22 protein-coding genes are annotated in these 24,368 nt (G+C 63.7%); 11 read left to right on the top strand and 11 right to left on the bottom strand.

What is annotated here, in order from left to right:
- Positions 1 to 102 precede the first annotated feature (102 nt).
- Complete coding sequence (locus NJT13_RS09760; protein WP_254521382.1) at positions 103 to 2,361, bottom strand: V-type ATP synthase subunit I; 2,259 nt, start codon at positions 2,359 to 2,361, stop codon at positions 103 to 105.
- Positions 2,348 to 2,680 (bottom strand): ATP synthase archaeal subunit H, encoded by a 333-nt coding sequence (ahaH, locus tag NJT13_RS09755; RefSeq protein WP_254521381.1) that lies wholly within the window; start codon positions 2,678 to 2,680, stop codon positions 2,348 to 2,350. The genes NJT13_RS09760 and ahaH overlap by 14 nt, the downstream gene beginning before the upstream one ends.
- Positions 2,681 to 2,837: 157 nt before the next feature.
- On the opposite strand from ahaH, the gene NJT13_RS09750 reads away from it, so the two are divergent.
- Entirely contained in the window at positions 2,838 to 3,461 is a 624-nt protein-coding gene (locus NJT13_RS09750; protein ID WP_254521380.1) for a methyltransferase domain-containing protein, read from the top strand.
- Positions 3,462 to 3,548: 87 nt separating this feature from the next.
- On the opposite strand, the gene NJT13_RS09745 is transcribed toward NJT13_RS09750, so the two are convergent.
- Together NJT13_RS09745 and NJT13_RS09740 are read right to left on the bottom strand one after the other, a co-directional pair.
- Positions 3,549 to 4,055: a type IV pilin domain-containing protein gene (locus NJT13_RS09745; RefSeq protein ID WP_254521379.1), complete on the bottom strand. Its 507-nt coding sequence runs from the start codon at positions 4,053 to 4,055 to the stop codon at positions 3,549 to 3,551.
- Between the two features lie 139 nt (positions 4,056 to 4,194).
- Positions 4,195 to 5,418 carry a DUF7096 domain-containing protein gene (locus NJT13_RS09740; protein ID WP_254521378.1) on the bottom strand — a complete coding sequence of 408 codons (1,224 nt, stop codon included), beginning with the start codon at positions 5,416 to 5,418 and terminating at the stop codon, positions 4,195 to 4,197.
- A gap of 170 nt (positions 5,419 to 5,588) precedes the next feature.
- Between NJT13_RS09740 and NJT13_RS09735 the strand changes: the two genes are divergently transcribed.
- Complete coding sequence (locus NJT13_RS09735) at positions 5,589 to 6,887, top strand: helix-turn-helix transcriptional regulator (RefSeq protein ID WP_254521377.1); 1,299 nt, start codon at positions 5,589 to 5,591, stop codon at positions 6,885 to 6,887.
- A 37-nt stretch (positions 6,888 to 6,924) separates the two neighbouring features.
- Here the strand turns inward: NJT13_RS09735 and NJT13_RS09730 are convergent, their stop codons facing one another.
- Entirely contained in the window at positions 6,925 to 7,530 is a 606-nt protein-coding gene (locus NJT13_RS09730) for a hypothetical protein (RefSeq protein ID WP_425499745.1), read from the bottom strand.
- Positions 7,531 to 8,173: 643 nt separating this feature from the next.
- The gene (locus NJT13_RS09725) at positions 8,174 to 9,169 is read right to left on the bottom strand and encodes a radical SAM protein (RefSeq protein WP_254521375.1); all 996 of its coding nucleotides are present in this window, start codon (positions 9,167 to 9,169) and stop codon (positions 8,174 to 8,176) included.
- A 221-nt stretch (positions 9,170 to 9,390) separates the two neighbouring features.
- Here NJT13_RS09725 and NJT13_RS09720 point away from each other — a divergent pair, with 221 nt between their 5' ends.
- Positions 9,391 to 10,506, top strand: coding sequence for a DUF373 family protein (locus NJT13_RS09720; protein WP_254521374.1), 1,116 nt, complete (start codon positions 9,391 to 9,393; stop codon positions 10,504 to 10,506).
- 16 nt (positions 10,507 to 10,522) lie between these two features.
- Here the strand turns inward: NJT13_RS09720 and NJT13_RS09715 are convergent, their stop codons facing one another.
- The 4 genes from NJT13_RS09715 to NJT13_RS09700 form a co-directional block, all read right to left on the bottom strand.
- Positions 10,523 to 11,365, bottom strand: coding sequence for a polyprenyl synthetase family protein (locus NJT13_RS09715; protein WP_254521373.1), 843 nt, complete (start codon positions 11,363 to 11,365; stop codon positions 10,523 to 10,525).
- A gap of 207 nt (positions 11,366 to 11,572) precedes the next feature.
- Positions 11,573 to 13,633, bottom strand: a complete 2,061-nt coding sequence (locus NJT13_RS09710; RefSeq protein ID WP_254521371.1) for a hypothetical protein — start codon at positions 13,631 to 13,633, stop codon at positions 11,573 to 11,575.
- Positions 13,634 to 14,246: 613 nt separating this feature from the next.
- Positions 14,247 to 15,200, bottom strand: coding sequence for an electron transfer flavoprotein subunit alpha/FixB family protein (locus NJT13_RS09705; RefSeq protein WP_254521369.1), 954 nt, complete (start codon positions 15,198 to 15,200; stop codon positions 14,247 to 14,249).
- On the bottom strand, positions 15,197 to 15,985 hold the full coding sequence (locus NJT13_RS09700) for an electron transfer flavoprotein subunit beta/FixA family protein (RefSeq protein ID WP_254521367.1): 789 nt from the start codon (positions 15,983 to 15,985) through the stop codon (positions 15,197 to 15,199). Before NJT13_RS09700 ends, NJT13_RS09705 begins: the two co-directional genes overlap by 4 nt.
- Positions 15,986 to 16,190: 205 nt before the next feature.
- On the opposite strand from NJT13_RS09700, the gene NJT13_RS09695 reads away from it, so the two are divergent.
- The 4 genes from NJT13_RS09695 (at position 16,191) to NJT13_RS09680 (ending at position 19,557) form a co-directional block, all read left to right on the top strand.
- Positions 16,191 to 16,658 carry a TRAM domain-containing protein gene (locus NJT13_RS09695; RefSeq protein ID WP_254521366.1) on the top strand — a complete coding sequence of 156 codons (468 nt, stop codon included), beginning with the start codon at positions 16,191 to 16,193 and terminating at the stop codon, positions 16,656 to 16,658.
- A 186-nt stretch (positions 16,659 to 16,844) separates the two neighbouring features.
- Positions 16,845 to 17,837 carry an MBL fold metallo-hydrolase gene (locus NJT13_RS09690; protein WP_254521364.1) on the top strand — a complete coding sequence of 331 codons (993 nt, stop codon included), beginning with the start codon at positions 16,845 to 16,847 and terminating at the stop codon, positions 17,835 to 17,837.
- Positions 17,838 to 18,052: 215 nt separating this feature from the next.
- The gene (locus NJT13_RS09685; protein ID WP_254521363.1) at positions 18,053 to 18,511 is read left to right on the top strand and encodes a Tfx family DNA-binding protein; all 459 of its coding nucleotides are present in this window, start codon (positions 18,053 to 18,055) and stop codon (positions 18,509 to 18,511) included.
- Between the two features lie 260 nt (positions 18,512 to 18,771).
- The gene (locus NJT13_RS09680) at positions 18,772 to 19,557 is read left to right on the top strand and encodes an SDR family oxidoreductase (RefSeq protein WP_254521361.1); all 786 of its coding nucleotides are present in this window, start codon (positions 18,772 to 18,774) and stop codon (positions 19,555 to 19,557) included.
- 30 nt (positions 19,558 to 19,587) lie between these two features.
- Here the strand turns inward: NJT13_RS09680 and ubaA are convergent, their stop codons facing one another.
- The gene (gene ubaA / locus NJT13_RS09675; RefSeq protein ID WP_254521359.1) at positions 19,588 to 20,439 is read right to left on the bottom strand and encodes an SAMP-activating enzyme E1; all 852 of its coding nucleotides are present in this window, start codon (positions 20,437 to 20,439) and stop codon (positions 19,588 to 19,590) included.
- 177 nt (positions 20,440 to 20,616) lie between these two features.
- Between ubaA and NJT13_RS09670 the strand changes: the two genes are divergently transcribed.
- The 4 genes from NJT13_RS09670 to NJT13_RS09660 all read left to right on the top strand — a co-directional run bounded on the left by NJT13_RS09670 (position 20,617) and on the right by NJT13_RS09660 (position 24,314).
- Positions 20,617 to 20,802 (top strand): HVO_0416 family zinc finger protein, encoded by a 186-nt coding sequence (locus NJT13_RS09670; protein WP_254521358.1) that lies wholly within the window; start codon positions 20,617 to 20,619, stop codon positions 20,800 to 20,802.
- A gap of 162 nt (positions 20,803 to 20,964) precedes the next feature.
- Positions 20,965 to 21,123 carry a DUF7563 family protein gene (locus NJT13_RS23465; protein WP_425499798.1) on the top strand — a complete coding sequence of 53 codons (159 nt, stop codon included), beginning with the start codon at positions 20,965 to 20,967 and terminating at the stop codon, positions 21,121 to 21,123.
- A gap of 63 nt (positions 21,124 to 21,186) precedes the next feature.
- The gene (locus tag NJT13_RS09665; RefSeq protein ID WP_254525351.1) at positions 21,187 to 23,064 is read left to right on the top strand and encodes a UvrD-helicase domain-containing protein; all 1,878 of its coding nucleotides are present in this window, start codon (positions 21,187 to 21,189) and stop codon (positions 23,062 to 23,064) included.
- Positions 23,061 to 24,314: a M24 family metallopeptidase gene (locus NJT13_RS09660; protein WP_254525350.1), complete on the top strand. Its 1,254-nt coding sequence runs from the start codon at positions 23,061 to 23,063 to the stop codon at positions 24,312 to 24,314. Before NJT13_RS09665 ends, NJT13_RS09660 begins: the two co-directional genes overlap by 4 nt.
- The last annotated feature ends 54 nt before the right edge of the window (positions 24,315 to 24,368 follow it).

Genomic DNA, 24,368 nt, shown 5'->3' with positions numbered 1-24,368 from the left:
TGGTACGGGGCGTCGGAGGGTATTATCCTTTCGATTTTGATGGGAAAATATGCGGAGGGCTAGCAAGCGTAACAATAACAAGATCCGCGGGTGAGAGGCGAGTCAGTTCTTGTCGTCGGACCGAATTCCGCCGAAGGGCTCGAATACCCGTCCACCGCCTTCGTAGAACTTGTTGAAGAACTCGACGTACTCGAGACGGATTCCCTGCAGGCCGGCGCTCGTAACGCCGAGCAGGAGGACGACGATGTGGCCGAGGACGAGGATGAACACGCCCAGGATCGCCATCACGATGCCGCCGTGGAGCAAGCCGCCGAACATGACCTCGGTCACTTCGTGACCGTGGTAGGTTCCCTGCTCGAGCATCTTCTGGGGGGCGTGGCTGGTACCGAAGTGCCACTCCGCGTGTTCCCCCTCACCGACGACGTACACCCCGAAGAACAGCATGTTGACGACGAACGCCATGCCTGCCTTCGCGAGGATGACCGCCGCTATTCGGAGATACGAGAGGACGTCACCGAGGACGTTGAAGCTCTCGAGGCCGCCGATGATGACGCCGAGCACGCCGTAGTGTTTGACTTCGCCGTAGATCATCGTCACGAGCCCGATCACTGCGACCGGGAGGCCGACCATCAGGCCGGTCTCGGCGGCGAAGCCGGTGAAGCCGAGTTCGTACGCGGCCTCGGAACCGGTGCCGAACGAGGTGTACAGGAAGTCCGGCTTGACGCCTTCACCGTGGCGACTGAGGATCCAGACCCAGACGCCGATCATGAGCAGCGCCCACGAGCCGTTCTCGAGGTACGCGTCGACGACGCCGTGGTCGAGGTCGTTGACGAACCCGAAGATGTACCCGACGGTAAGGTGGGCCAGTCCGATGAGGACGCTCACCAGCAGCCACGTCTGGCCGTACTTCGCGTACACTGGCTGAAGCCCCTTGTGCAGCGGCGGACTGCCGCCGAAGAGAACCTCTCCCAGCACGTGCATCCCGAATATCTCGCCGTACAGGATGCCGAACAGCATCGTGAACCCGCCGGCCCAGATGCCGATCGCACCCAGGCTCCGAACGATGTCCTCGTCGAAGCGGCTGTACAGCGTGTATCCGGCGATGGTGTACAGGATCCCGTAGCCGAGGTCGCCCAGCATGAACCCGTAGAACGCGGGGAACGTCAGCAGCAGAACGATGGTCGGGTCGAGTTCGCTGTAGCGAGGCCGGTCGATCAATCGCAGCAGGAACTCGAACGGCTGTGCGGGGCCGATATTATCCTGAATGACCGGCGGTTCGTCGACCATCGTCACGACGCCGGCGCTTCCGGTCGTCGTGCCACCGTCGGCGAGCGCCTCCTGTACCTCCTCTTCTTCCGCTTCGGACATTCCCTCGGATTCGCCGGGTCCGCCGTGGTCGACCTCTTCCGTCCGCGTCGGATAGCCCTCGTCGTTGTAATCCGCCCGGACGAGTTCCTCGATCTCGAGGCCGTCGCCGACGGCGCCGTCGAGCGCCGCGACGAGGCGATCGTACTCGTCGCTCGGGAGCCATCCCTCCGCGACGAACGCGTGGTCGGTCGTCGCGAACTGCAGCGGCGCCTCAGCTTGCTGTACCTCGATCGTCAGCTCCTGTTCGGCCCCCAGGAGGAACGACCCTTCCTCCCGCTTGATCTCCTCGAGTTCCGCGTCGATGTCGTCGAGTTGTGACTCGAGGTCGCGCTTTCGACTCTCGAGGTCCGACACGTAGTCGGCGGGGCTCTGGTCCGTCTCCGGAACCTCGTAGCGGGTGAATTCGACTCCGACCAGCGCCTCGTCGATCGCGTTTTCGTCGCCGTCTTCGGTCGGTGCGGCCACGATCGCCACGACGTCGCCGCCGGTGAACGTCTCGAAGGCACCGACGTCGTCCGACGCGTCGAGTGCGGATTCGACGTCCCCGAGCGAGCCCTCGCCGACGAGCACGTCGACCGACTCGTACCCGGATAGCAAGTCGAGGTCGATCCCCAGCGCCGCGAAAGGAGCGACGCCGTCGATCTTCTCGTTGATCTGTCGGAGTTCGTCGTTGATCTCCGTCCGCCTGTCGTCGAGTTCGTTGACCCCCGTTCGAATCTCCTCGAGCCGTTCCTCCCAGCCCGACTCGAGTGCGGCCGCGTCGACCTCGTCGGCCGAGAGATCGAGGGTGCTCTGGAGGGCGCGGACGGTCACCAGCTTCTCGGAGGACTCGTCGGCCCGTCCGATCGGGTTCCCGTTGTCGAACGCTTCCCAGGATCCGTCGTAGTCGGAGAGGTGAACCAGACCCAACTCGTGAATCGTCTCGATGACCGTGGGCATCACGCCCTTGGAGCCGGTCACCGAGACCTTGCTCATCCGTTCAGGTCTGAGCATGAACGTCCTCCTGGAACAGTTCGACGACGTGGTCGGTCACCTCGTCGATCCGACTCCGGGCGCGTTCGGCGAGCTCTTCTCGCTCCCGTTCGCCTTCTTCGAGGACCTGCTCGCACTCCCGGTCAATCTCCTCGCGAGCCTCCTCCAGGCGGCGCTCCTTCAACTCTTTGGCCTCCTGTTCCGCTTCCGTGCGAATCTCCTCGGCACGTTCCCGGGCCTCGGCTATTCGCTCGTCGCGGTCGTTGTTTGCCTTTGCGACGATCTCGTCGGCCTCCGTCTCCGCCGACTTAATTCGTTCGAGAACCTCTGGCCTCGGCATACTCTAAGCAGTCGGATGTTTGCCAGAGCGCGTATATGGTAGTTGCGAAAGTGTCTCGGCGCGAGCCGGTGCTGAGCCACCGGTAATTCCGTCTTACCCTTCGCGTACGCCGGCGAGAACAGCAGACATATGCCGATCCGACCGAAACTCCTCGCCAATGGGACTTCTCGAGAACAAGGCGCGTGCCCGACTGTTCTACAAGTACCTCTCGCGAGTCTACGACCAGGTGAACCCCTTCGTCTGGACCGAAGAGATGCGCGCCGAAGCGCTCTCGCTGCTCGAGTTCGAGGCGGACATGACCGTCCTCGACGTCGGTTGCGGAACCGGCTTCGGGACCGAAGGCCTGCTCGAACACGTCGACGAGGTCTACGCCCTCGATCAGAGCGAACACCAGCTCGCACGGGCCTACGAGAAGTTCGGTAAACGGGCCCCGCCGGTCCACTTTCATCGGGGTGACGCCGAGCGACTGCCGTTTACGACCGACACGTTCGACGTGGTCTGGTCGTCCGGATCGATCGAGTACTGGCCGACCCCGATTCTCGCGCTTCGGGAAATCCGTCGGGTCCTCAAACCGGGCGGTCAGGTCCTCGTCGTCGGGCCGAACTATCCCGACAACCCGATCACCCAGCGCCTCGCCGACGCGGTAATGCTTTTCTACGACGAGTACGAGGCCGACCGGATGTTCAAAACCGCCGGCTTCGAGGACGTGAAACACGCCTTCATGGGGCCGTCGTACGATCCGGACGTTGCAATCACGACGATCGGCCGCGCGCCCGAGTAAGCCCGTCGGGATCGGAACAGCTGTGGGACAGCTGTTTCGGCGCAGTGTTCGTCGAACGTCGGCGCATCCACCGCCGTTCTCGAACGGTTACGTTGCCACCCCCTCGAGTTTCGCTATCAGCTTCCCATCGACGACGAGGGTAACCGTGACCGAATCGCCGACCTCGAGTTTCGGGCTGTTCGTCTCGGCGATGGCGAGGCCCGCCCGCTCACCCGCCGTCCACTCCCGATCGCCCTTCGCGTTGAACGGCCCGTCGGGCGCCCCGTCGAATCCCTTCGCCCCGACGAATGGAATCGGGGGTTGTCTCGACAGGTTCGTTCCGTTTACCGCGATCACGACAGTCAATCCGTCGACATCGATCGGGTCACCGGTGCGGTGCTCGATCACGACCGTCGACCGATCCCCGTCAGCAGAGAGCTCGAAGGTCGCGGTCGGTGGCCCCGACTCGAGCGACCACGCACCGATTCCAACGGCGACGACGGCTGCCAGACAGACGGTGAGTGCGATCAGCGCGAGCACGCCGACGACCGGACTGACCGCTCGCGCTGGTCGACATCGGTGTCGGTACTGGTCTCGGCGCCGCACTCGATTCACGAACCAGTCTGGTCGCCCCTTTTCGTATAAATATTCGCCTGCCACCGCATACAAACGCTCGCCGAGCGACTCGAATCGCCCTCTGCAGACGCAAACCCGTACAGATCCTCCGATCGGCGCGTGATTGTCGATCCTCCGATCAGCGCGTGACTGTCGCGTTGACCACTCCGTCGCTCGTTTTCGCCTCGAGTTGGTGGGTCCCGAGCAGTGGTGTGACCCACAGCGATCCGTCGTCGCCGGTCCTGCCGATCTCGGTTCCGTCGAACGTGATGGCCGCGTTTACCGGTTCACCGGTTCGTTGGTCCGTTATCATCACTTTGATCGGCCCGCTCGTTGGCGTCCGGTTCATCGTCATGTTGAGCCCGTCACCTCTCCAGGGGCCGAGGGACTCGGGCGGGAGCGACGGTGCGATGAGTTCCTGTACCTCGCGGTGGACGTCACCCGTCCCGGCGTCGAGATAGATTTCGAGGCGGCCCTGGCTGTGGCCGATTTCGGTCCAGTAGTGATCGGGGCTGTTGTCCTGGAAGTGAGGCGACCCGTGTTCGTCCGCCCACGGATAGAGTTCCATCGTCCGTTCGAACGCCTCGAGGTCCTCGAATTGGTCGGGCGCCGATTCGTCTCGATTGTCGAAGCGGGTCGTCTCGACGATGTAGTTACTGCTTTCCATCATCGAGAGGCTGTACCCGGTCTCGGACGTCGAGACCACGACGTTTTGATGACTCCGGCCGGTCGGTATTTCCGAAAGCCGATCGAGGCTTGCTCGAAGCGACGTTCGGTGGAATTCGAACACGTTCTTGTCGACGCGAGTTTGCCGCGAGGAGAGTGAATAGTCGGGGACTCTGTCCGCGTAGGCGTCCAGTTCGTCGAGGCGCTCGGAAAGTATCTCAGCTTCGTTGTGGTTTCGGATCAGCGTCTGGAGGAGTTGGGCCGTCGAGTGATCGCCGGCAGCATGTGCTCTGACTGCCTCGCGTTCGCGTTGCTCGAGTTCGTCGGCTCGTTCCTTGAGGCGTTCGTACGCCCGCTGGATCATGGCCGCTCGTTCGTCCGCAGTTGCGCTGTTGAACTCTTCTTCCACGAGGGTGTACTGCTCGTGATCGATCCGGAGTTCGTCGTCGGCGCTCGCGAGTGCCATTCCGAGGTTTGGACGGTAGTCGATATACTCGCTCCGTACATCACCCGTGAGCTGGAGTCGGTTCGTCGTGTTGGCGACGTCGGTTTGCAGCAGCTGTGGAGAAGCCTGTCGTCCAAGGGCCGCGTTAGATCCGTCTTCCGTCCCGCGGGCCGGTTCCGCCGCGACGACGGTCATCGCAGGTACCGAGAGAACGAGAAGTAACGCGAGGAGGGCAGGCGTCGCGTTGTTCATCGCACCACCGTATGTACTCCTGATACAAAAACTGGTCGTCTGTCGGTGAGATCCGTAATCCCCTATTTCGTTTGCCTTCAGGCTTATTTGAGACCGTTCACAGCCGTCGGTAACGTTTTATTTTTCGATGGAAAGTGTTTTTTCCCCCGGGAAACCACCCGTTGGTACGCATGCGGATTACCACTGCCGCCATACTCGCTCTCACAGTCCTCCTCGCTACAACTACGCTGGGGGCAGTGGCTGCCACACCGTCGGCACAGATGTCGTCGCCCGTCGAGCGGCCACCGTCGGTGTCGTCCTCTCTCTCCCCAGCGCTCGAGCAATCTAACGCTGTCTCGTCTCCAGCGGTCGCCCCTCCAGCGCTCGAGCGTCCGGGTACCTGGCAGGTAGTTCGGATTCACGTCGCCAGTGATGGCACCGCGAAGTGGACGATCGAAAGTCGGTTCCTCGTGACGAACGAGACGGAGGCCGACACGTTCGATCAGTACGCCAATGCGATCGTGTCGGGGCGACGAGATGCGCCATACGATCCGCAACTGTTCCACAGATACGCGAGTTACGCGTCTGAATCGACCGGCCGCGAGATGTCGATCAGCGACGCTGGCTGGGAGGACCCCCGAATCGAACGGCTCGCGTCCGACGACGGCGAATCGAGTGCCGATTCCGACGTTCGAGTGGGAATCATCTCCTACTCGTTTACCTGGACGAACTTCGCGACCGTCGACGACGGGCGGATCTACGCCGGCGATGCCTTGCAGACGGATGCCGGCCCGCTATTCCGAACGTTGAGCGATGGCCAGCGGCTCGTCATCGAACCGCCGGACAGCAACTACGGATTCGTCGATGCACCGACGGGGACCGAAAACGGAGCGCTCGTCTGGGAGGGACCCCACCAGTTCGGCACGGACGGGCTCGAGATCACGATCATCCGGGGAGCCGGGAGCGAGACGCTGTTCTCGGGTTCGGGCCTTCTCGTCGTCGGATTCGTCGGACTCGCTATCATCGTCGGTGCTGGCGGGTACCTTCTCGCACGGCGAGACGACGTCGACATCTCGCTCTGGGACGACCGCCTTCAGCTCCCGAGCCGTCGCGAGAACGCCGGCGAGTCGCGGACGGGACCGACGCCCGAAGGGGACGGCGGATCCGACGCGATCGGCCGACCGGCTGCCGATTTGCCAGCCTCCCCCGGTACCGGTCAGAGGCCGGGAACGGAATTCGAGTTCGAAGAACCCATCGACGACGGGATTGACCCCGAACTGTTGAGCGACGAAGAACGCGTCCTCCGTCTTCTCAACAGGAACGGCGGCCGGATGAAGCAAGCCTCGATCGTTTCCGAAACCGGCTGGTCGAACGCGAAGGTGTCACAACTGCTCTCGAAGATGGACGACGAAGACGAGATCGAGAAGCTTCGGATCGGCCGGGAGAATCTCATCACCCTTCCGGGCGTCGATCCGACCACGTTCGACTGACTGCTCGATCGCGGGTACGACCGATCCGCGCGTCTCTCTAACTCTCGACCGCCAGTGATTCGGTGGTCTCGTTCGTCGCCGAATCGGTGGAATCGCTCGTCTCCGAATCGGTGGAATCGCCCGTCTCCGAATCGATGGTCTCGTTCGTCGCCGAATCGGTGGAATCGCTCGTCTCGGTGTCGTCTGCGCTTTCACCACCGGACGTGTCCGAGTCGACGGATTCTGTTCCACCGCCCGTGCCCGGATTGAATTCGATCGTTTGCGTTGTCGCGTCGAACACGTCGTCCCAATCTTTGTCCTTGTCCATCAGGAAGACCTCGACGTTCAGCGTCGTCTGGCCGAATTCTTCGATCCCGGCTGGCCGAACGTCTATGTGGAACGTTCCGTCTTCTTTCATCGGAACCTGCGCCGTGCGCTCGATGATCTTCCGGTTGTCCTGTCCCTGATTGATCTTGACGAAGAAGTACGGCTCGCCTCTGACGGTACCGTGGCTAGGCGGGTCGATGTTCTCCATACTCGTGTTGGCGACGACCTCGAGGTTGAAGTTCGAGTACCCCTCGCCGTCCTCGGCGGGCACTTTGTCGACGAACCGCACGGTCTCGATACGCTCGGGAAGGTTCTCCTCGAGATCTTTGCGTTCCATCGGGCGATTCGGCGGCTGGGGTGGACTCCAATCCGCGTTCGCCGTGTCGTCCCCGTTGCCCGCGCCAGTGTCACCACCAGATCCGTTCGAATCGTCGTCTGAAGGCGATTCGTTCTGTTCGTCCCCCGTATCCGTTTCGTTCGACGGCGCATCCGTCTGCGTCCCACCAAAGGCACTGCACCCCGAAAGGACCACGAGCAATGCAACCGCCACCACAGCGACGTTTCGCAATTCCATCGTACCCCTTCGTTCCGATACGATACTCATTATTACAACTCTGATAAGCCGTCTCTCCTCGCTCGCCGGCAATAGCGGCGGTACTCCCCCGAGACGGCACTTTCTCCTCTGTTCTGTGCCGTGAAACGATCTCTATACTGTGCTAAAACCCGCCCGAAACCGACCGCGTCTCCGTCAGAACTGCTGGTGCAGGGATACCCGATACGAGCCGCTCTTCCGCCGATTTTCGTCCATTTTACGCGTGCGTTCTTCCCCGAGGTTCGCCCTTTTACCCGGTGGGTCGCCCTTTCCCGCTCTCACTGGCCCCTTCTCATCGTTCTCGCCGGGCTATCGCTGGGTTGTCTCTTGCTCGCCCGTTCGGGGTGACGCGGCGAGACGGCCCGTCGCGAACGATAAAACCCCGCCGCTACGCCAGCGGCGTTCGTTCGACGACCTGGCCGTCGTAGGTCGGATACTGCTCGACGATCTCGCCGTCCTCGAGGTCGCCCTCGTCGATCATCTCTTCTAAGAGCCACCAGGCGACCTCGACGTGATTGGTCTTGACGGTATAGAATTCTTCGGGGACGCCGAGCGCCTCGAGGCGTTCGGGGTCGGTGTACGTTTTGCCGTAGACGAGGGTCCCGTCGTCGGTAATGTCGTCGAACTCCCGGCGGACGGTGCGGGCCATGCGCTTCAGGCGGCGCCGGTGCTGAGCGGCGTCTTTGAAGACCGAGGTGCAGAAATAGACCCGCTCGTGGTCGCCCATCACCTCGAGAATGTCCTCGCGAGAGCCGTCGACGGCGCTCATGTGGCCCTCCTTGAGTTCGAAGCCCTGTTCTTGCATTCGGCGGTAGTTACCCTGGGACATCTCGAACTCGTTTACGTTACAGAACTCGGCGGCACCCTCGTCTAAGAACTCGAGGAATTCCGTTTCGGCGCGGATACCGGGGATTTCGAACGCGGGTGTCAGTCCTTCTTCGCGCGCGATATAGAGAATGTCCTCCCACTCGGTTCCGTGAAGGTCGCCCCAGCGTTCGAAGGGCGGGTGAAAGCGAATTTCGTCCAGACCGGCCTCCGAGAGGCGGCGCATGTTCTCGCGACCGCCGGTGATACCGGTGTAGAGGTGGGTGTGGTGGTCCTCGCCGAACTCGTCTTTGAGGAGTTCGAGGTAGTGACAGGTGCGGTCGAGTGCCTCTTGCGGTTCGCCGCCGGTGATCGACGTTCCGAGGGCATCCATCCGCCGGGCTTCCGTGAGGACGTCGTCGTCGGTCTCGACGAGCCGTTCGTTCGCGTAGACGTCGGTGACGTTCTTGCGGTTCTCGCCGAGCGGGCAGTAAAAGCAGTCGCGCTGGTCGCAGTAGCCGTAGACGAACAGGACCATCTTTCCGCCTTTGGCGCACTGCTCACAGCCCTTCGAGATCATTCGAGGGAACGTACCCGGTCGAGACTCAAAAGCGGTGCGAAACGCATCCGGACCGTGGCGTGTCGACCCGGGCCGTGGTGTCTCGGCGAGCCGTCTCCCCGGTTCGCGTCGATTTCGGTACTGATTCCGCGTCGTCGACGTGAAGTGGGGGCGATGGCCGACGTGGGGGTGCTTTCGCCGGCCCAGAAGAGGGAAATACCGCGGCGTGCAACCTCGACGCAATGCTGTTGGTCCTCTGTGTCGACCTCGACGACGACCTCGGCCGAAAGACCGGGTTTTCGACGCCGGTCATCGGTCGCGCTCCAGTCCAGGAGGCAGCCGTCGCTCTCGCGACGGCGGACCCGGAGGATTCGGACCTCAACGTCATCTTTCAGGGGTTACACATCTACGACGACCTCGCCGATCGCGACGAGAGCGTCGAGGTTGCCGTCGTCACCGGCAACGACGAAGGCGACGTCAGCGCGAATCGCGAGGTCGGCAACGAAGTCGATACGGTGCTCGCGAGCCTCTCGACCGCGGAAGACGTCACCGCGCTCGTCGTCACCGACGGCGCCCAGGACGAATCCGTCATCCCGATCATCCGCTCGCGCGTCCCTATCGACGGCGTCCGGCGGGTCGTCGTCCGGCAGGCCCAGAACTTAGAATCGATGTACTACACGATCAAACAGGTGCTCGACGACCCAGAGACGCGCGGAACGGTTCTCATCCCGCTCGGGATCCTCCTGTTGATTTACCCGCTCGCGTTGATCGGAGCCGTGTTGAACATGCCGGGAATCGTCCTCGGAACGACGTCGGCGCTGCTCGGCTTCTACCTCATCTCGCGCGGGCTCGGATTGGGGGATCGGCTGGACGCAGCCGTCGAGCGCGGTCGCCGCTCGCTGTACGCTGGTCGGACGACCCTGCTCGCGTACGTCGTCGCCGCGGCGTTGTTCGTTCTGGGCGGCGTCAGCGGGTTCGATACTCTCGAGGGCGTCCAACGGTCGACCGCCGGTGACGTCGGTGTCCCCGTCATGCTCGCCGCGCTCGTTTACGGATCGATCCACTGGTTCGCCGCGGCCGGCCTCACGACCAGCCTCGGTCAGATCACCGACGAGTACATCGCCGACTCGCTCGAGTGGCGGTACCTCAACGCGCCCTTTTACGTCCTCTCGATCGCGGTCGTTCTCCACGCTGTGAGCGCGTTTTTCCTGGACGACGTCGGGATCACCTACCTCGCGGCGGCGTTGACCGCGGGGACGCTACTGGGGATCGTGAGTACGCTTATGTTCGCCGTCGCGGAATCGCGCTTTGCGGACGTCGACCGGGAGGACGGGACACGCGGTGCCGAGCGGGCCTGAGTGCTCGGCCAGTTCGTCACCGTTCGCGTTTGACGACGAACTCCGCCAACTCGAGGAGGTACTTCCGCGCCTCGGGATCGACGACGTCCACTCGCTCGAGGGCGTCGATCGCCCGGTCTGCTTCCGACCTGGCGGTCGCATTGGCCTCCTCGGGCGTGAGATCGGTCACCTGGACGACCGACGGGCGCTCGAGGGCGGCGTCGTGACCGGTCGGTTTGCCGAGTTCGTCGGGATCGGCGATCGCGTCGAGGACGTCGTCACGGATCTGAAACGCCACCCCGACCCGTTCGGCGTACTCGCCCAGGGCGTCGACGGTGACGGGATCGGAATCGGCGGCGATCGCTCCGAGTTCGGCCGCGGCCCGAAACAGCGCGCCGGTCTTGCGCCGCGCCAGCGTCATGTATTCCGCCTCGTTACCGGGTTCGGCGGAGAGTTCGGTCGCCTCCCCGACGCCGAGTTCGACCATCGCGTCCGCGACGACTCTGGTGGCGTCCGGATCGGCGGAAAAGAGCGCGAACGCCTCGCCGAGCAGCCCGTCGCTGGTGATAATCGCCGGCCCGTGGCCGAATTCGGCCCACGCGCTGGTCGTCCCCCGTCGGAGTTCGGAGCGATCGATGATATCGTCGACGACGAGCGATGCCGTGTGGACGAGTTCGATCCCGACGCCGAACTCGACTGCGTCTTCGGCTCGGCCGCCGACGGTTTCGCAGGCCAGTAGCGTTACCACCGGTCGAACGCGCTTCCCTCCCGAGAGCGCGACGTGGCGAACTTCCTCGGTGAGCGTCTCGGGCTCGACCCCTTCGACCACCTCGACGAGACGCTCCTCGATCAGCGCCCGTCGGCGCTCCAGCAATTCCATTGGCGGCGTTTAGGAGAGCGACGAAAAGTACGTAACGGATCGAAGGGAGGTGGCGGACCGAAGGGAGGTGGATTCGAGTCCGGTAGCCGAGTCGTACTCGAGACGATGAACCGGCTCGCGTCGATCCCGCTGACACGCGGCCGGGTTCGCGTCGCCGGCGCCGATACTCGGCCGGGTTCGGATTGCCGAGGTTGCTACCCGGCCGGGTCAGGAGCGCTGGGCGAGGAGGTGCGCGCCCAGTACGGTCACGATCGGGACGGCGGCGAACACGGCTGTGAAGACGTGTTGGCCGTCGAAAAACGCCATCGAGGCGCCGATCGCACTGATGGCCACGAACGCGACCGTCACGAGTCCGAAGACGTCGTCTTTCACCATCCGCTCGAGGACGCTCCGCTCGTCCGTTTCGACCCGCTCACGAAGGTCTGAGACCTCCAGATGGAGGGTTTTGAGATCCGATTCGATTTTCCCGTTGATCCCGTCGAGACGTCCCTCGATCTCGTCGACGTTCGATTCGACGTCCTCGATGTCGGCCTCGAGATCCGAATCCGATTCGATCGCCGTCTCGACCGACTCGAGAGTGGCCGAGACCGCTTCCAACTGCTGGTGATTGGCATCGACGTCCCCGTGAAGGTCGCTGACGGTCGGCTCGAGCCGCTCGGCCGTCCCTTCGACGGTGTCGACGTGCCGCCGAGTTTGGGCCAGGTTCGTCTGGATCGCCGTTACCATTTCCGACGTGACGGTTTCCCGTTCGAGCGTCTCGACTCGCCTCCGAAGATCGGTGACCGACTCCGCGAGGCCCTCCACCTGGTCGGGATCCGCTGTCTCCTCGGGAAACTCGCTGATCCGTGTTTCGAACGCGCCGATCCGCTCTCGCAGCGTTTCGAAGTCCTCGCGGATCGCCACCGTCTCTTCACGGTGGTCCGCTTGGACCGCGCGGACGGTCTCGTCCGTCGACTCGACCGACCGTTCCAGTTCGAAGACGGTTTCCTCGACGGCGTCCAGTGCCGCGTCGAGCGACGACAGTTCGGTGTGAACCTCGTCGAAGCGGGTCTGGACGCGATCTTCGAGGGCATCGAAGGCTTCGTCCGTCGCCCAGCCGTCGTATTCGTCGAGCCGTTCGAGACGAGCGGACACGTCCCGCTCGAGGTTCTCGACCGTCATGGCGATCATCGGGACCGCCTCCTCTACCTCCCGCAGGCGGTCGGCGTCGGCCAGCTCCGCTGTCGCCGCTTCCAGATCCGCTTCGTCGATCGTGGTCTCCCTGATCGACTCGAGGCCGTCCGTCAGCGATTCGACGTCTTTCGTAACCGACTCGAGGCCGTCCGTCAGCGATTCGACGTCTTCCGTAACCGACTCGCGGTCGTCCCGTGACGGGCTCGTAGCCGTCTCGATCGATTCGCCCCGGGGCTCCAGCCGTTCCTTGACCTCGGCCAGTTCGTCGTCGACCGTGGCCTCCCAGGACTCCCTCTCCACCAGGTCGGCCTGGAGCGATTCGAACTCGTTCGACAGCGACTCGACGTCGGTCTCGAGGCCCTCTACGGTCGTCTCGATGGCGTCGACGGTCGCCTGGTCGACGTCGGCCGTCCCGTCGCGACCCTCCTCGATCGCCGCTTCGAGTTCACCGACTGCCGTATCGACGTCCTCGATCACGGACGTGAGTGCGTCCAGTTGGGCGTCGACGTAGTCTCGCATCGCCACGTTGGAGAGGCGATCTTCGATCGACTCGAGATCCGCCTCGGTGGGAGCTTCGGCGAGACTCGTCTCGAGCGTCGTGACGTCCGCTCGGAGTCGATCCAGTTCCGCCGGCTCGATCTGTCCGTCCTCGAGTTCTTCGACGCGGTCGGTCACCGAGTCGATCTCGGTGACGACGGTCGCACCGCGAGCTTCGAGCGCCGAGATGGTTTCGCGAACGGTCGTCAGCGCCCGGATGAGGTCTCCGGTGTCGGCCTCGAGCGACTCGAGTGCCCGCTCGGCCCGGGCGATTTCGGTCTCGAGATCGTCGGCCCGGCCGTCCGCCACATCGGTAACAGTTCCGCCGTCGGTCATCAGCCGTGGCGAGTCGCGGCCGCCCGCGACCGGCAGGACACCGTCCGATCTCGGCCGCTCGCGTCCCGTTTCGCGATCGGATCCCACGATCCGGACCGACGAGGTCCCACCCGGGGCGTCGAAAGACGTCGTCCGACCGCCGAACACGATTGGATGCCGACGGTCGCGGTCACCCCCCCACACGACGAGCTTCGTTAGTTCCCAGCCGGTTCCAGTTGGCATTCCGTACATACTTCGGTCGGAACTATTTGGTTTTTACTTATCTCTACTGATCATTTGTTCGGCGATGAGTGGATCGAAGATGAGCGGTGAGTCTGCCACGGATGACAGATCGGTGGGGGACGCGGGCTTTCGTCGACGCTCTCACACGAACAGCGGGCGTGTCACCCGACTCGAGGAAATGCGACGCTCCCGGATACCGTCCGCGACGCGCTTTCAGCAGCGGCTCACCCCGGTAGTCGCGGGGACGCTGTGGGAAAATACTCGACGAAAAACCACCGGCAGAGCTGCTCTCTTCCGAGCTCTCGTTCACTACGTTCACGAGAATGATCGCTCACGTCCTCACGGACGGTGTCCGTTCGGACGACGCGGTTCTCGGCTGTCGGCCTCCGAACCGCGCAGCGTTCGCGGTTCCGATTACTCGAACTCCTCGACGAGCGCCGGCACGACGTCGAACAGGCCAGTCCGACCTTTTTCCACTCGGGTTCGCTCCACTCACCCTCGTGCAAAAAATCTCGACCAAAAAATGCCGCTCACGTCCTCACGGACGGTGTCCGTTCGGACGACGCGGTTCTCGGCTGTCGGCTTCCGAACCGCGCAGCGTTCGCGGTTCCGATTACTCGAACTCCTCGACGAGCGCCGGCACGACGTCGAACAGGTCGTCGTGGATCGCGTAATCTGCGATGTCCATGATCGGCGCGTTGGGGTCCGTGTTGATCGCGACGATCGTGTCGGATCCTTTCATACCGGCGACGTGTTGGACCGCTCCGGAGATGCCGATCGCGATGTAGACGTCGGGCGTGACGACCTTTCCGGACTGGCCGACCTGGCGGTTCTTGGGCAGCCAGCCGTTGTCGACGATCGGACGCGAAGACGACAGCGTAGCGCCGAGCGCGTCGGCCAGATCACGGATCAGGTCGAGGTTCTCCTCCTCTTCGATCCCGCGGCCGATCGAGACGAGCAGTTCGGCTTCGCTGATGTCGACGTCGCCACCACCGACTTCCTCGAAGCCGTTGACGGTCGATCCGATCGTATCCTCGTCGATGTCCGCGTCGAAGGCCTCGACCGCGGCGTCGCCCGTTCCTTCGGCTGCCGGCCACTCGGCCCCGCGAATCGTGACGACGGCGTCGCCCTCGAGTTCGTTGGTGGTCTCGACTTTCCCACCGTACATCTCCCTGGTCGCGACGAGCGTGTCGCCGTCGGTCTCGAGGCCGACCGTGTCGGTGACGATCGGGAGGTCGAGCTGGTTGGCGACGGCGGGGGCGTAATCGAGCCCGTTGACGCTGTTCGGCGTGAGGACGTACTGCGGCGCGAGTTCGTCGTAGAGCTGCGTGATCGTCTGTGTGTAGACGTCGTGGTTGAATTCCTCGCCGTGAGAAACGGTGTGGATGGCGTCGACGCCGTCGCGGTTGAGCTTGTCGGCGAAGTCGTCGACGGTGCCGCTGATGACCGCGACGTGGAGGTCGCCACCGGTCTCGTCGGCGAGTTCGCGGCCGGCCGTGATGATCTCGTAGCTGACGTCGCGCAAGTCGCCGCGGCGGTGGTCCGCGACTGCGAGGACGTCCGTCATTGTGCCACCCCCTTATCGCGAAGCAGTTCTCCCAACTCTGCGGCCGTGTCGTCGGCGCTGCCCTCCCAGACGGTGACGTCGCTTTCGCTTTCGGGTTCGTACATGTCCGTCAGATCGAGTTCGGACTCGATGGCGCTCTCGTCGACGCCGAGGTCGGCCAGCGTTTGAACGTCGAGTTCCTTGCGCTGGGCCTGGCGGATCCCCCGAAGGCTCGCGTAGCGAGGTTCGTTGATCCCCGTCTGGATCGTTAGCACGGCGGGGAGTTCGATCTCGCTCAGTTCTTCGACTCCGCCCTCGAGTTCGCGTCGGACGGAGACGACGTCGCCGAGGTCGTGGTCGAGGTGGTTGACGACGGCACCCCACTGGAAACCGACGTTCTCGGCGACCGAAACGCCGGTCGCAGCGAAGCTGTCGTCGCCGGCCTGGACACCGGTGAGCACGAGGTCGGGATCTTCCGCCTCGACGACCGCGCTCAAAATCTCCGTCTTCGCGTTGACGTCGAGCAGGTCGACGTCCGCGAACGAGTCGTCCCAGACGCGGACGGCTCGATCTGCCCCTTTCGCGAGCGCCTGTCGAATGGTCTGTTCGCAGTCTTCCGGACCGATGGTGACCGTCACGACCTCGTCGGCGATGCCGGCCTCCTGAAGTTGAACGGCCTCTTCGACCGCGTAGTCGTCCCACTCGTTGAGATCTGCACCGAGGTACTGATCTGCGATTTCAGTGCCATCGATTTCGAACTCGTCTTCGACGGTCGCCACCTCTTTGACCGTAACGAGAATTTTCATCAGCAATCACTGGGATGTCCATACCGTAAATCTTTTCGAAACGCACCGTCCGCCGCGTCACGTTCAGTTACCAAATTTTGATGTCTAGCTGATAATTATTATTGTTGCTGTCTCCGAGCACCGCGTTTACTACCAGCGTTTCGCAGCCTACGGCGAGTATCCGGAAGACGGAAACGGTTTAACGCCACCGCTGATAGTACGGAGCATGGCGGACTGTCCACTTGCCGACGACTGCCCGAGCTTCTCCGAACGGATCTCGGGAATGGGGTGTCAACACTACGGTGATCGAGGTGGTAAAGAGTGGTGTAACCACTACAACCAACCCATCGATGACCTCAAAACGCAGCCAGTCAAGGCCGGCGAGGAGGTCGTCATCGACGTCGTCGACATGCACGAAAGCGGTGCCGGAGTCGGTCGAACCGAGGACGGCTTCATCGTGATGGTCGACGGCGTCCTCCCCGATGCCCGCGCTCGAGTCGAGATCACACGGGTTCACAGCAACCATGCACGGGCGGAAGAACTCGAGATCCTGCCGATGAATCCCCAGGACGAATCCGACGGCGACGACGCACCGGACGACGCTGCCGCGGAGAGCGACGGCCAGACGGACGACGAAACCGACGACTCGACGCGCGAACGCCTGGGCAGCCGCGAGAACTTCTGGGGCTCGTAACCCCGTCGAGTGGACAGCCGGCTGAAGCGCTCGCGACCGACGTCGCGTTCGACATCTCGTTGTTTCGCTGCCGATTTCGCCGGCCCACAGCGATTCGAGAGGGCCTTTCGCGGACGAACTTTCGGGTTCGATTCACGGCGTTCCGCTTCAGTCAACGTTTTCTCGGTCCCCGTGAGAAGTGGGTGCATGGAACGCATTTCCTTATCGAATTCGGCGTTCGAAGGCGACAATAATGCCTACTGTTTTGCGGACGGCAGCGAGACGGTGCTGATCGATACCGGTGACTGGATGGCCACGACCCGCGAGCAACTCGAGGCGGCGCTGGCCGAACACGGACTCGGCTTCGCCGACGTCGACCGGATCTTTCTCACTCACTGGCACCACGATCACTGCGGGCTGGCCGGCGAGATTCAGGCCGAAAGTGGGGCCGACGTTCACGTCCACGCGGCGGACGCAGCGCTCGTCGAGGGCGACGAGGACGCCTGGGCCGCAATGCACGATCGACAGAAACAGTACTTCGAGCAGTGGGGGATGCCCGGGGACGAGCAGACGGTGCTTCTCGACCGCATGGCAGACGGCGAAACGACCGTCGAAACGCCGACCGTCACTCCGTTCGAGGACGGCGAGACGTTCTCGTTCGGTGACACCGAACTCGAGGTCGTCCACACACCCGGTCACGCGGCGGGCCTCAGCATGTTCGAGACGGACCTCGATGGCCGGCGAGTGGTTTTCTCCGGCGACACGCTGTTGCCCGTCTACACGCCCAACGTCGGCGGTGCCGACGTGCGCGTCGACCGGCCGCTCGAGAAGTACCTGCGGGCGTTAGAGGGAATCGTCGACGCCGAGTACGCTCGAGCGTGGCCCGGACACCGCGACCCGATCGACGACCCCGCGGATCGCGCTCAGCACATCATCGACCATCACGAAGAGCGGTCCTGGCGTGTTCTCGACGCTCTCGATCGGCACGGCCCCTGCGACACGTGGACCGTCAGCGCCGACCTGTTCGGCGACCTCGAGGGGATCCACATTCTCCACGGCCCCGGCGAGTCGTACGCACACCTCGAACACCTCGAACGAGCGGGTACCGTCGTCAGCGACGGCACGGAGTACCGATTGGCCGACGGGGTCGCGGCGGAACTCGCTGCGTCCGACGAGGAACGATGGGACGTAACGTACTGAGTTCCCGCACGTGAGACGCCCCTCGAACTGCCGGGGATCCCGTTTGCCTTTCCGTCGTCCCCCGTCGGAGTCTGCGACGGAGACGTCGTATGGTGGCCGTGGCGCGTCCGGGGTCGGGATCTTCCAGTGCCGGGACCGTGGAAGCTTTGATCCCGCCGAATCCTAGTTGTTCGTATGCGAACGCGAGTCCGGGGATTCGGTGGGAGGGGAGGACCGTGATCGACGAACTCGAGGAACTCCTCGAGGAGATCGGCTTCGAGGCCGAGACCAGCGTGTTGACCCATCGACAGGCGCAGGTGCTCGCGCTACGGGAACGCGGTTTTTCGCAGGCTGATATCGCCGACGAACTCGGGACGTCCCGGGCGAACGTCTCGTCGATCGAGTCGAGCGGCCGTGAGAACGTGGCAAAGGCTCGGGAAACGGTCGCATTCGCCGAGGCCCTTCGTGCGCCCGTTCGCGTTCGCGTTCCCGAAGGGATGGACCTCTACGACGTGCCACAGATGGTTTACGACGCCTGTGACGAGGCCGGCGTCAAGGTCGATCACACCGCGCCGGATTTGATGAAGGTCGTCAGCGACGCTGCGGGACCGGCCGTCTCCGGTCGACAGGTGTCGACGCCGCTGATCATCGGCGTCACGTCCGAGGGGATGGTACGCGTTCGCCACCAGGAGTGATCGAAACCGACCGGTCGACGACCGTCCGTCACCGTTCCCCTTTACGGGATCGAACGGGGCCGGGGAAAAGCGCTGTCGACACTGACGGAGCGTCGATCCGTCCCCGCACTCGAGAACGGGGCCCTCTCCCCCGAACTTCCGTAACTGGGCGGCGACCGTGTGGACATCTCGCGCGAGACGCACCCGCTGACCGACCGTCGGTGCCCGGACCGCCTGCCGACTCCCCGAGAGATTTGTACTCCGCTCCCGTCGCGTCCGGTATGGATTTCGAACTCGATGGCAATTCGGCACTGGTGACCGCCGCCTCGAGCGGTCTCGGTTTCGCGAGCGCGCAAGCGCTGGCGGACGAAGGCGCGAACGTCGCGATCTGCGGCCGCGACGAACGCCGCCTCGAGTCGGCACGCGAGGAACTCGCCGAAACGGCGACGGGCGACGTCCTCGCGGTGGAAGCCGATCTGACGGACCCCGACGACGTCTCGCATCTCGTCCGCGAGACGGTCGACGCCTTCGGCGGGCTGGATCACCTGGTCACGTCCTCGGGCGGCCCGCCGAGTACGACCTTCCTCGAGACGGACGAGCAGGACTGGTACCAGGCCTACGATCTGTTGGTGATGAGCGTCGTCTGGACGATCGAGGAGGCCTACGAACACCTGCTCGACTCCGAGTGCGGGACGATCACCTGCATCACCTCGCGGACCGTTCGGGAAGTCGTGGACGGACTCCTCCTCTCGAACTCGGTGCGCCGAGGCGTGATCGGGCTGGTCAAGACGATTTCACGGGAATTTGCGCCCGAAATTCGGGCCAATGCGGTCCTGCCGGGGACCATCGAAACGGCCCGGATCGAGGAACTCGTCGAGGCCGGCGTCGAGCGCGGGACGTACGACGACTACGAGGCGGGTCTGGCGGCGCTGGCGGACGACATTCCGATGGAACGCATCGGCGCCCCTCACGAACTCGGCGACGTCGTCGCCTTCCTCTCGAGTCCCCGCTCGAGTTTCGTCAACGGGGTCGAGGTGCCGATCGACGGTGGGCTCATGCGGAGCTGACGGGTTTCGACCGCCCCCGCTCTTCAGCCGCTAGTCGGCCGAGATTTCGCAGGTCCCTTCGTAGGCGACGTCGGTAACGGACTCGATCTCAGGGTCGTCGCCGCAGACCGGACACGCTGGATTCGACTGCACCGGCACCTCCTCGAAGCTCATGTCCATCGCATCGTACATCAGGAGTCGTCCCTCGAGCAATTTCCCTTTCCCCAGGAGGAACTTGACGACCTCGGTAGCCTGGATGCAGCCGACGGTGCCGGGGAGGACGCCGAGGACCCCGGTGGTTGCACAGTCGGGGACGGTGCCGGGTTCGGGCGCTTCGGGAAAGAGACATCGGTAACACGGCGGTGACGCCTCGCCGTCTGTATCGCTGTCACCGCGATCGTTCGTAAACGTCGTTACCTGCCCCTCGAACCGGTAGATCGCGCCGTGGGATAGCGGCGTTTCCGTAAGGACGCAGTGGTCGTTGAGCAGGTACCGTGTCGCGAAGTTGTCACTGGCGTCGAGGACGACGTCGTAGTCCGCGACGAGGTCCGCGACGGTATCGGCCGTGACGCGCATCTCGTGGGTTTCGACGTCGATATCCGGATTCAGCGCCGCCACGTGGTCGGCTGCGCTTTCGACTTTCGGCCGACCGACGTCGGCGTCGCCGTGGACGATCTGGCGCTGCAGGTTCGAGCGTTCGACGACATCGTCGTCGACGATTCCGAGTTGACCCACCCCGGCCGCCGCCAGGTACTGGATCGCTGGCGAACCGAGTCCGCCCGCACCGACGGCCAGGACCGATCCATCGAGGAGCCGCTTTTGGCCCTCGGGTCCAATTTCGTCCATGATCACGTGTCTCGAGTACCGGTCGAGCTGAGTGGAATCGAGGCGTAAGTCGCTCATGCGTTCTAGTTGGCTCGAGACGGAGAAAAACCCGCGGGTCGGATTCGCACCGATCTGCCTCTCGTCGTCGGTCCGTCTCCTTTCGGGGGTTTCTCCAGACGGTTCATTTCGTCTCTGGTGGAGGCAGCATCTTCACGGACCCAACGATTTAATAGTATGGCATCCGTTCACATACTCATGGCAACCTCACCCACGGATGCCGGTGACGACGTCATCGATCAATTCCTGTCCGACCGCGGTCATTCGGTCGAGAAAGTAGGGTGGGAACGGGAGTATAACAAGAAGCAGTGTCCCGAGTGCGGCGGACTCCACGACACGTCAGCGACCACTTGTACAGTCTGTGGCTGGGAACCGGCGCCCTAGCGACCGTTCCCTGGCGACGGCTTCGCCAGGCGATTGCTGACCCCTTTATTCCGTGACGTTTCTCGAGTAGCGACCCTGCAACGGGCTCTCTCGGCCCTTTTTATCACTTTCGATCCGACACAATTATAATCTATTACCGAGTACAGATTATCGAGAAGAACTATGCCGGAATGTCAGAACTGCGGCGGATTCGTTACGGACGCGTATGCCAGGGTCTTCACCCCACGTGACGTCGACGACCCACGCGTGTGTCCGGATTGTCAGGACAAAATCCGCGACGGTGCCGACGTCAGGGACGCCCGTTCTCCTCGCGACCCCTAACCGCTGAATTTTGTCGAAGAAAACCCACGTGACTTATGGGTGTCGCGCTCTTGTACAGCTACAATGGCTACGACGGACACGAAGGTCACCCGCCTGTTCGGTGGTCCGGGAAGTGGCAAGACAACCGCCCTTCTCGACCACGTCGAGGATATCCTCGACCAGGACGGCGTCACCTTCCGGGACATTCTCGTTGTCTCGTATACGCGAGCGGCAGCACAGGAGGTCCGAGAACGGCTCGCGGACCGCCTCGACGAGAGCCCACGTGCACTGCAGGGAAACGTCTGTACGATGCACGCCAAGGCGTACGAACTGCTCGATCTCTCCCGAAGCGACGTGATCGGTGAATCGGATAAAGAGGACTTCTGCGACGACTACGGCCTCGAGTACGAAGACGAGTACAGCGGTGCCGGTCGCCGGACCGCCCGATCGACGACGATCGGTAACAAGGTCATCGCGACCAGCCAGTGGCTGCAGCGGACCAGCCGCGACGTCTCGGACTGGTACGACGTTCCGTTCCAGTGGGACGAAGAGGAGGTTCGACTTCCGCCGGAGATCGATCCCAACGCGCAGGAAGGCAACAAGTACACGCCGACCTGGCCCAGCGACGACGACCGTATCGACGTCCCGGAGGCCATCCGCGCCTGGCGCGCCTACAAGGGCGAAGAAGGCAAAATCGGCTTCGCGGACATGCTCGAGCGGGTCAAGCAACGCTCGCTGCTGCCCAACGTCGACTACCTGGTGATCGACGAGTTCCAGGACATCACCACCCTCCAGTACGACGTCTATCAGGAGTGGAAACCCCACATGAAACGGGTCCTGATAGCCGGCGACGACGACCAGGTCGTCTACTCCTGGCAGGGCGCCGACCCCGCGCTCTTGCTCGAGGAAGAAGTCGACGACGACATTATTTTGCCGAACTCCTACCGGCTGCCGTCTAACGTCCTCAACGCGGTCAACAAGGAGATTCGCCACATCGCAAAGCGCCAGGACAAAGACCTCAAGCCGCGCAAAGAAGGCGGCGCCGTCGAGGCTCGTGCGAACGCGTCGATGCTCGACGTCGTCCGGATGGTTCGGCGAACGCTCGTCGAAGGTGATAGCACCATCATGGTACTGTTCCGGGCCAGATACCAGATGTTCCAGTTCATCGACGAGTTCATCACCGAAGGCGTCCCCTTCACGTCGCTCACCGACCAGCGGATGTGGACGGATCGCCTCACGCAGTACGTCCGCGCGGTCGAGGCGATCGACGAAGGCGAGGACGTCACGGGCCTGCAGGCCCGCCGGCTCGCCGACATGCTTCAGGAGTCCGCGTTCGGGACGAACGAGCGCGACGAACTCTTCGACGAGATCGACGAGCGCCAGGAGGACGCGGGGATCGACGACCTCGTCGACCTCGCGATACCCGCGTCGGTCATCGAGGATCACGTCCCCTTCATGCCGGGGCCAGCCTCGGCATCGGACATGCTCCGGAAAGTCACGAACTTCCAGAAAAAGAGCGTCAGATCGTACTTCGCGATCGGCGAGTATCAGGGGATGGACACCGACCGCGTCCGCGTCGGTACCATCCACTCCGCGAAGGGTCGCGAGGCCGACCACGTCTTCGTCGGCACCGACCTCACCGAGAAAGTCGTCGAGCAGATGGTCGCGACCGTCGACGACCCCACGGACATCCCCGGGTGCGAGGAGTTCACCAAGACTTCCTCTCCCGTCCCCGTCCTGACCGACAACGAACGCCGCGTCTTCTACGTCGGCATGTCCCGGGCTCGAGAACGGCTCTTCCTGCTCGAGAACCTCGTCGACGGCGCGCCGACGCTGCCCATCGACGTCCTGCTCAAGAACCGTCTGACCGACTCGACGATCGAAGAATTGATCGAGCAGGCCCAGGAACCCGACGCGGACCCGGACGCCGACGAAGTCGAGGCCGAAGCCGAAGCGCCGTGACCGGTCGGAGCGACCGTCGCACTCAAGACGGCAACCACACCCTCGCCGCCGGGGGCGTCGTTCCACAGCGACGAGACCACGCGGTCGCCGTCATCTCGCCGGCGCTCGAGGATCGCGACGCGACGGCCTTCGTTCACGTCGGCACCGACTGCGATCCGGGAATCCGGTACTGTACCCCGAGATCCCGGCGAGGACTCACCGCGGTCGCCTACGACGCCCTCGACGGCGGGTGGCTCGTCCGATCGGCAGCCGACGACTCCGGACCCCATCCAGCTGAACAGGTCGCATCGGTTCTGGCCGACCGCGGCCACGATGGGACGGTTCTGACACCGGCGCGAGTACCACACGACGCCGCGCTCTACCTCGAGAACGCCGGATTCGAACTGGCATCGACGGCCGCCCTCGAGCGAGCGCGGGCGGTCAAGACGGGCGGAGAACACGAGCGTATCGCGGCCGCCCAGCGGGCAGCGAACGCCGGCGTTCGACGCGCGGCATCGCTTCTGGCCGATGCAGCAGTTATCGACGGTCGGCTCGCAGTTGCCGGCGACGGCGGCGTCGGGAGCGAAATCGGACCCGAAGCCGACACCGGGAGCGAAACCGGACCCGCGGCCGACACCGGGAGCGACCGAGACACCGACCACGGGAGCGACTTCGAGTTCCTGACGCCGGCCCGATTGCGGATCGCCGTCGACGAGGCCATCGTCGGTGCCGGTGCGTTTCCGGCCGGTAACACGGTTGTCGACACGTCTTCCGGCGTCGGAACCGACGATGCCGCACTCCGGCCCGGTGTGCCGATCGTCCTCGAGACGGCGCCCCGGAGCGCGGCCGGGTATCACGGTGGACTCGTCCGGACGTTCGTCGTCGACAGCGACGGCGGCCGAGAACGACGGGTTCACGTGGCGGTCACGCAGTCGTTTCGGTCGGCACGTTCGATGCTCACCGCTGGATCGGCGTCGGTGAGCGCTGTCGCGGCCGACCTGGAGGCGGAGGTCCGGTCGTTCGGCTTCGGCGAGGGCGACGACGTCGCGACGCGAGTTTCGGGTGTCGGGCTCGAGTCCCGTGAACAACCGCTAAACGGGGATGACGTGCTCGCTTCCGGATCCATCGTCCGCCTCGACGTCGCGGCGACGGTCGACGAGGACAACTGGCTCCGGATCGCCGATTTGCTGGCGGTCACCGACGACGGCGAGCGCCCCGAGTGGATCGCGTCCCCGTCGCAGTCGCTCGATCCGGGAGCATCACTGAAGTAACGCATCCTCGCGGGGACGGTCGGACTCGACGCCGGTGGCCCGACCCGCTTCGGC

Origin of the sequence: Natrinema caseinilyticum (assembly GCF_024227435.1) — an archaeon.
In the GTDB taxonomy this organism is placed as follows: domain Archaea; phylum Halobacteriota; class Halobacteria; order Halobacteriales; family Natrialbaceae; genus Natrinema; species Natrinema caseinilyticum.
This window is presented reverse-complemented; position numbering and strand designations above follow the sequence as displayed.

Coding starts and splice junctions, on each gene's coding strand:
- NJT13_RS09670 (WP_254521358.1), top strand. CDS start 20,617: ATGGCAACCTCACCCACGGATGCCGGTGACGACGTCATCGATCAATTC.
- NJT13_RS09750 (WP_254521380.1), top strand. CDS start 2,838: ATGGGACTTCTCGAGAACAAGGCGCGTGCCCGACTGTTCTACAAGTAC.
- NJT13_RS09690 (WP_254521364.1), top strand. CDS start 16,845: ATGGAACGCATTTCCTTATCGAATTCGGCGTTCGAAGGCGACAATAAT.
- NJT13_RS09710 (WP_254521371.1), bottom strand. CDS start 13,633: ATGCCAACTGGAACCGGCTGGGAACTAACGAAGCTCGTCGTGTGGGGG.
- NJT13_RS09730 (WP_425499745.1), bottom strand. CDS start 7,530: ATGGAACGCAAAGATCTCGAGGAGAACCTTCCCGAGCGTATCGAGACC.
- NJT13_RS09665 (WP_254525351.1), top strand. CDS start 21,187: ATGGCTACGACGGACACGAAGGTCACCCGCCTGTTCGGTGGTCCGGGA.
- ubaA (WP_254521359.1), bottom strand. CDS start 20,439: ATGAGCGACTTACGCCTCGATTCCACTCAGCTCGACCGGTACTCGAGA.
- NJT13_RS09740 (WP_254521378.1), bottom strand. CDS start 5,418: ATGAACAACGCGACGCCTGCCCTCCTCGCGTTACTTCTCGTTCTCTCG.
- ahaH (WP_254521381.1), bottom strand. CDS start 2,680: ATGCCGAGGCCAGAGGTTCTCGAACGAATTAAGTCGGCGGAGACGGAG.
- NJT13_RS09735 (WP_254521377.1), top strand. CDS start 5,589: ATGCGGATTACCACTGCCGCCATACTCGCTCTCACAGTCCTCCTCGCT.
- NJT13_RS09705 (WP_254521369.1), bottom strand. CDS start 15,200: ATGACGGACGTCCTCGCAGTCGCGGACCACCGCCGCGGCGACTTGCGC.
- NJT13_RS09720 (WP_254521374.1), top strand. CDS start 9,391: ATGCTGTTGGTCCTCTGTGTCGACCTCGACGACGACCTCGGCCGAAAG.
- NJT13_RS09725 (WP_254521375.1), bottom strand. CDS start 9,169: ATGATCTCGAAGGGCTGTGAGCAGTGCGCCAAAGGCGGAAAGATGGTC.
- NJT13_RS09700 (WP_254521367.1), bottom strand. CDS start 15,985: ATGAAAATTCTCGTTACGGTCAAAGAGGTGGCGACCGTCGAAGACGAG.
- NJT13_RS09715 (WP_254521373.1), bottom strand. CDS start 11,365: ATGGAATTGCTGGAGCGCCGACGGGCGCTGATCGAGGAGCGTCTCGTC.
- NJT13_RS09680 (WP_254521361.1), top strand. CDS start 18,772: ATGGATTTCGAACTCGATGGCAATTCGGCACTGGTGACCGCCGCCTCG.
- NJT13_RS09760 (WP_254521382.1), bottom strand. CDS start 2,361: ATGCTCAGACCTGAACGGATGAGCAAGGTCTCGGTGACCGGCTCCAAG.
- NJT13_RS23465 (WP_425499798.1), top strand. CDS start 20,965: ATGCCGGAATGTCAGAACTGCGGCGGATTCGTTACGGACGCGTATGCC.
- NJT13_RS09695 (WP_254521366.1), top strand. CDS start 16,191: ATGGCGGACTGTCCACTTGCCGACGACTGCCCGAGCTTCTCCGAACGG.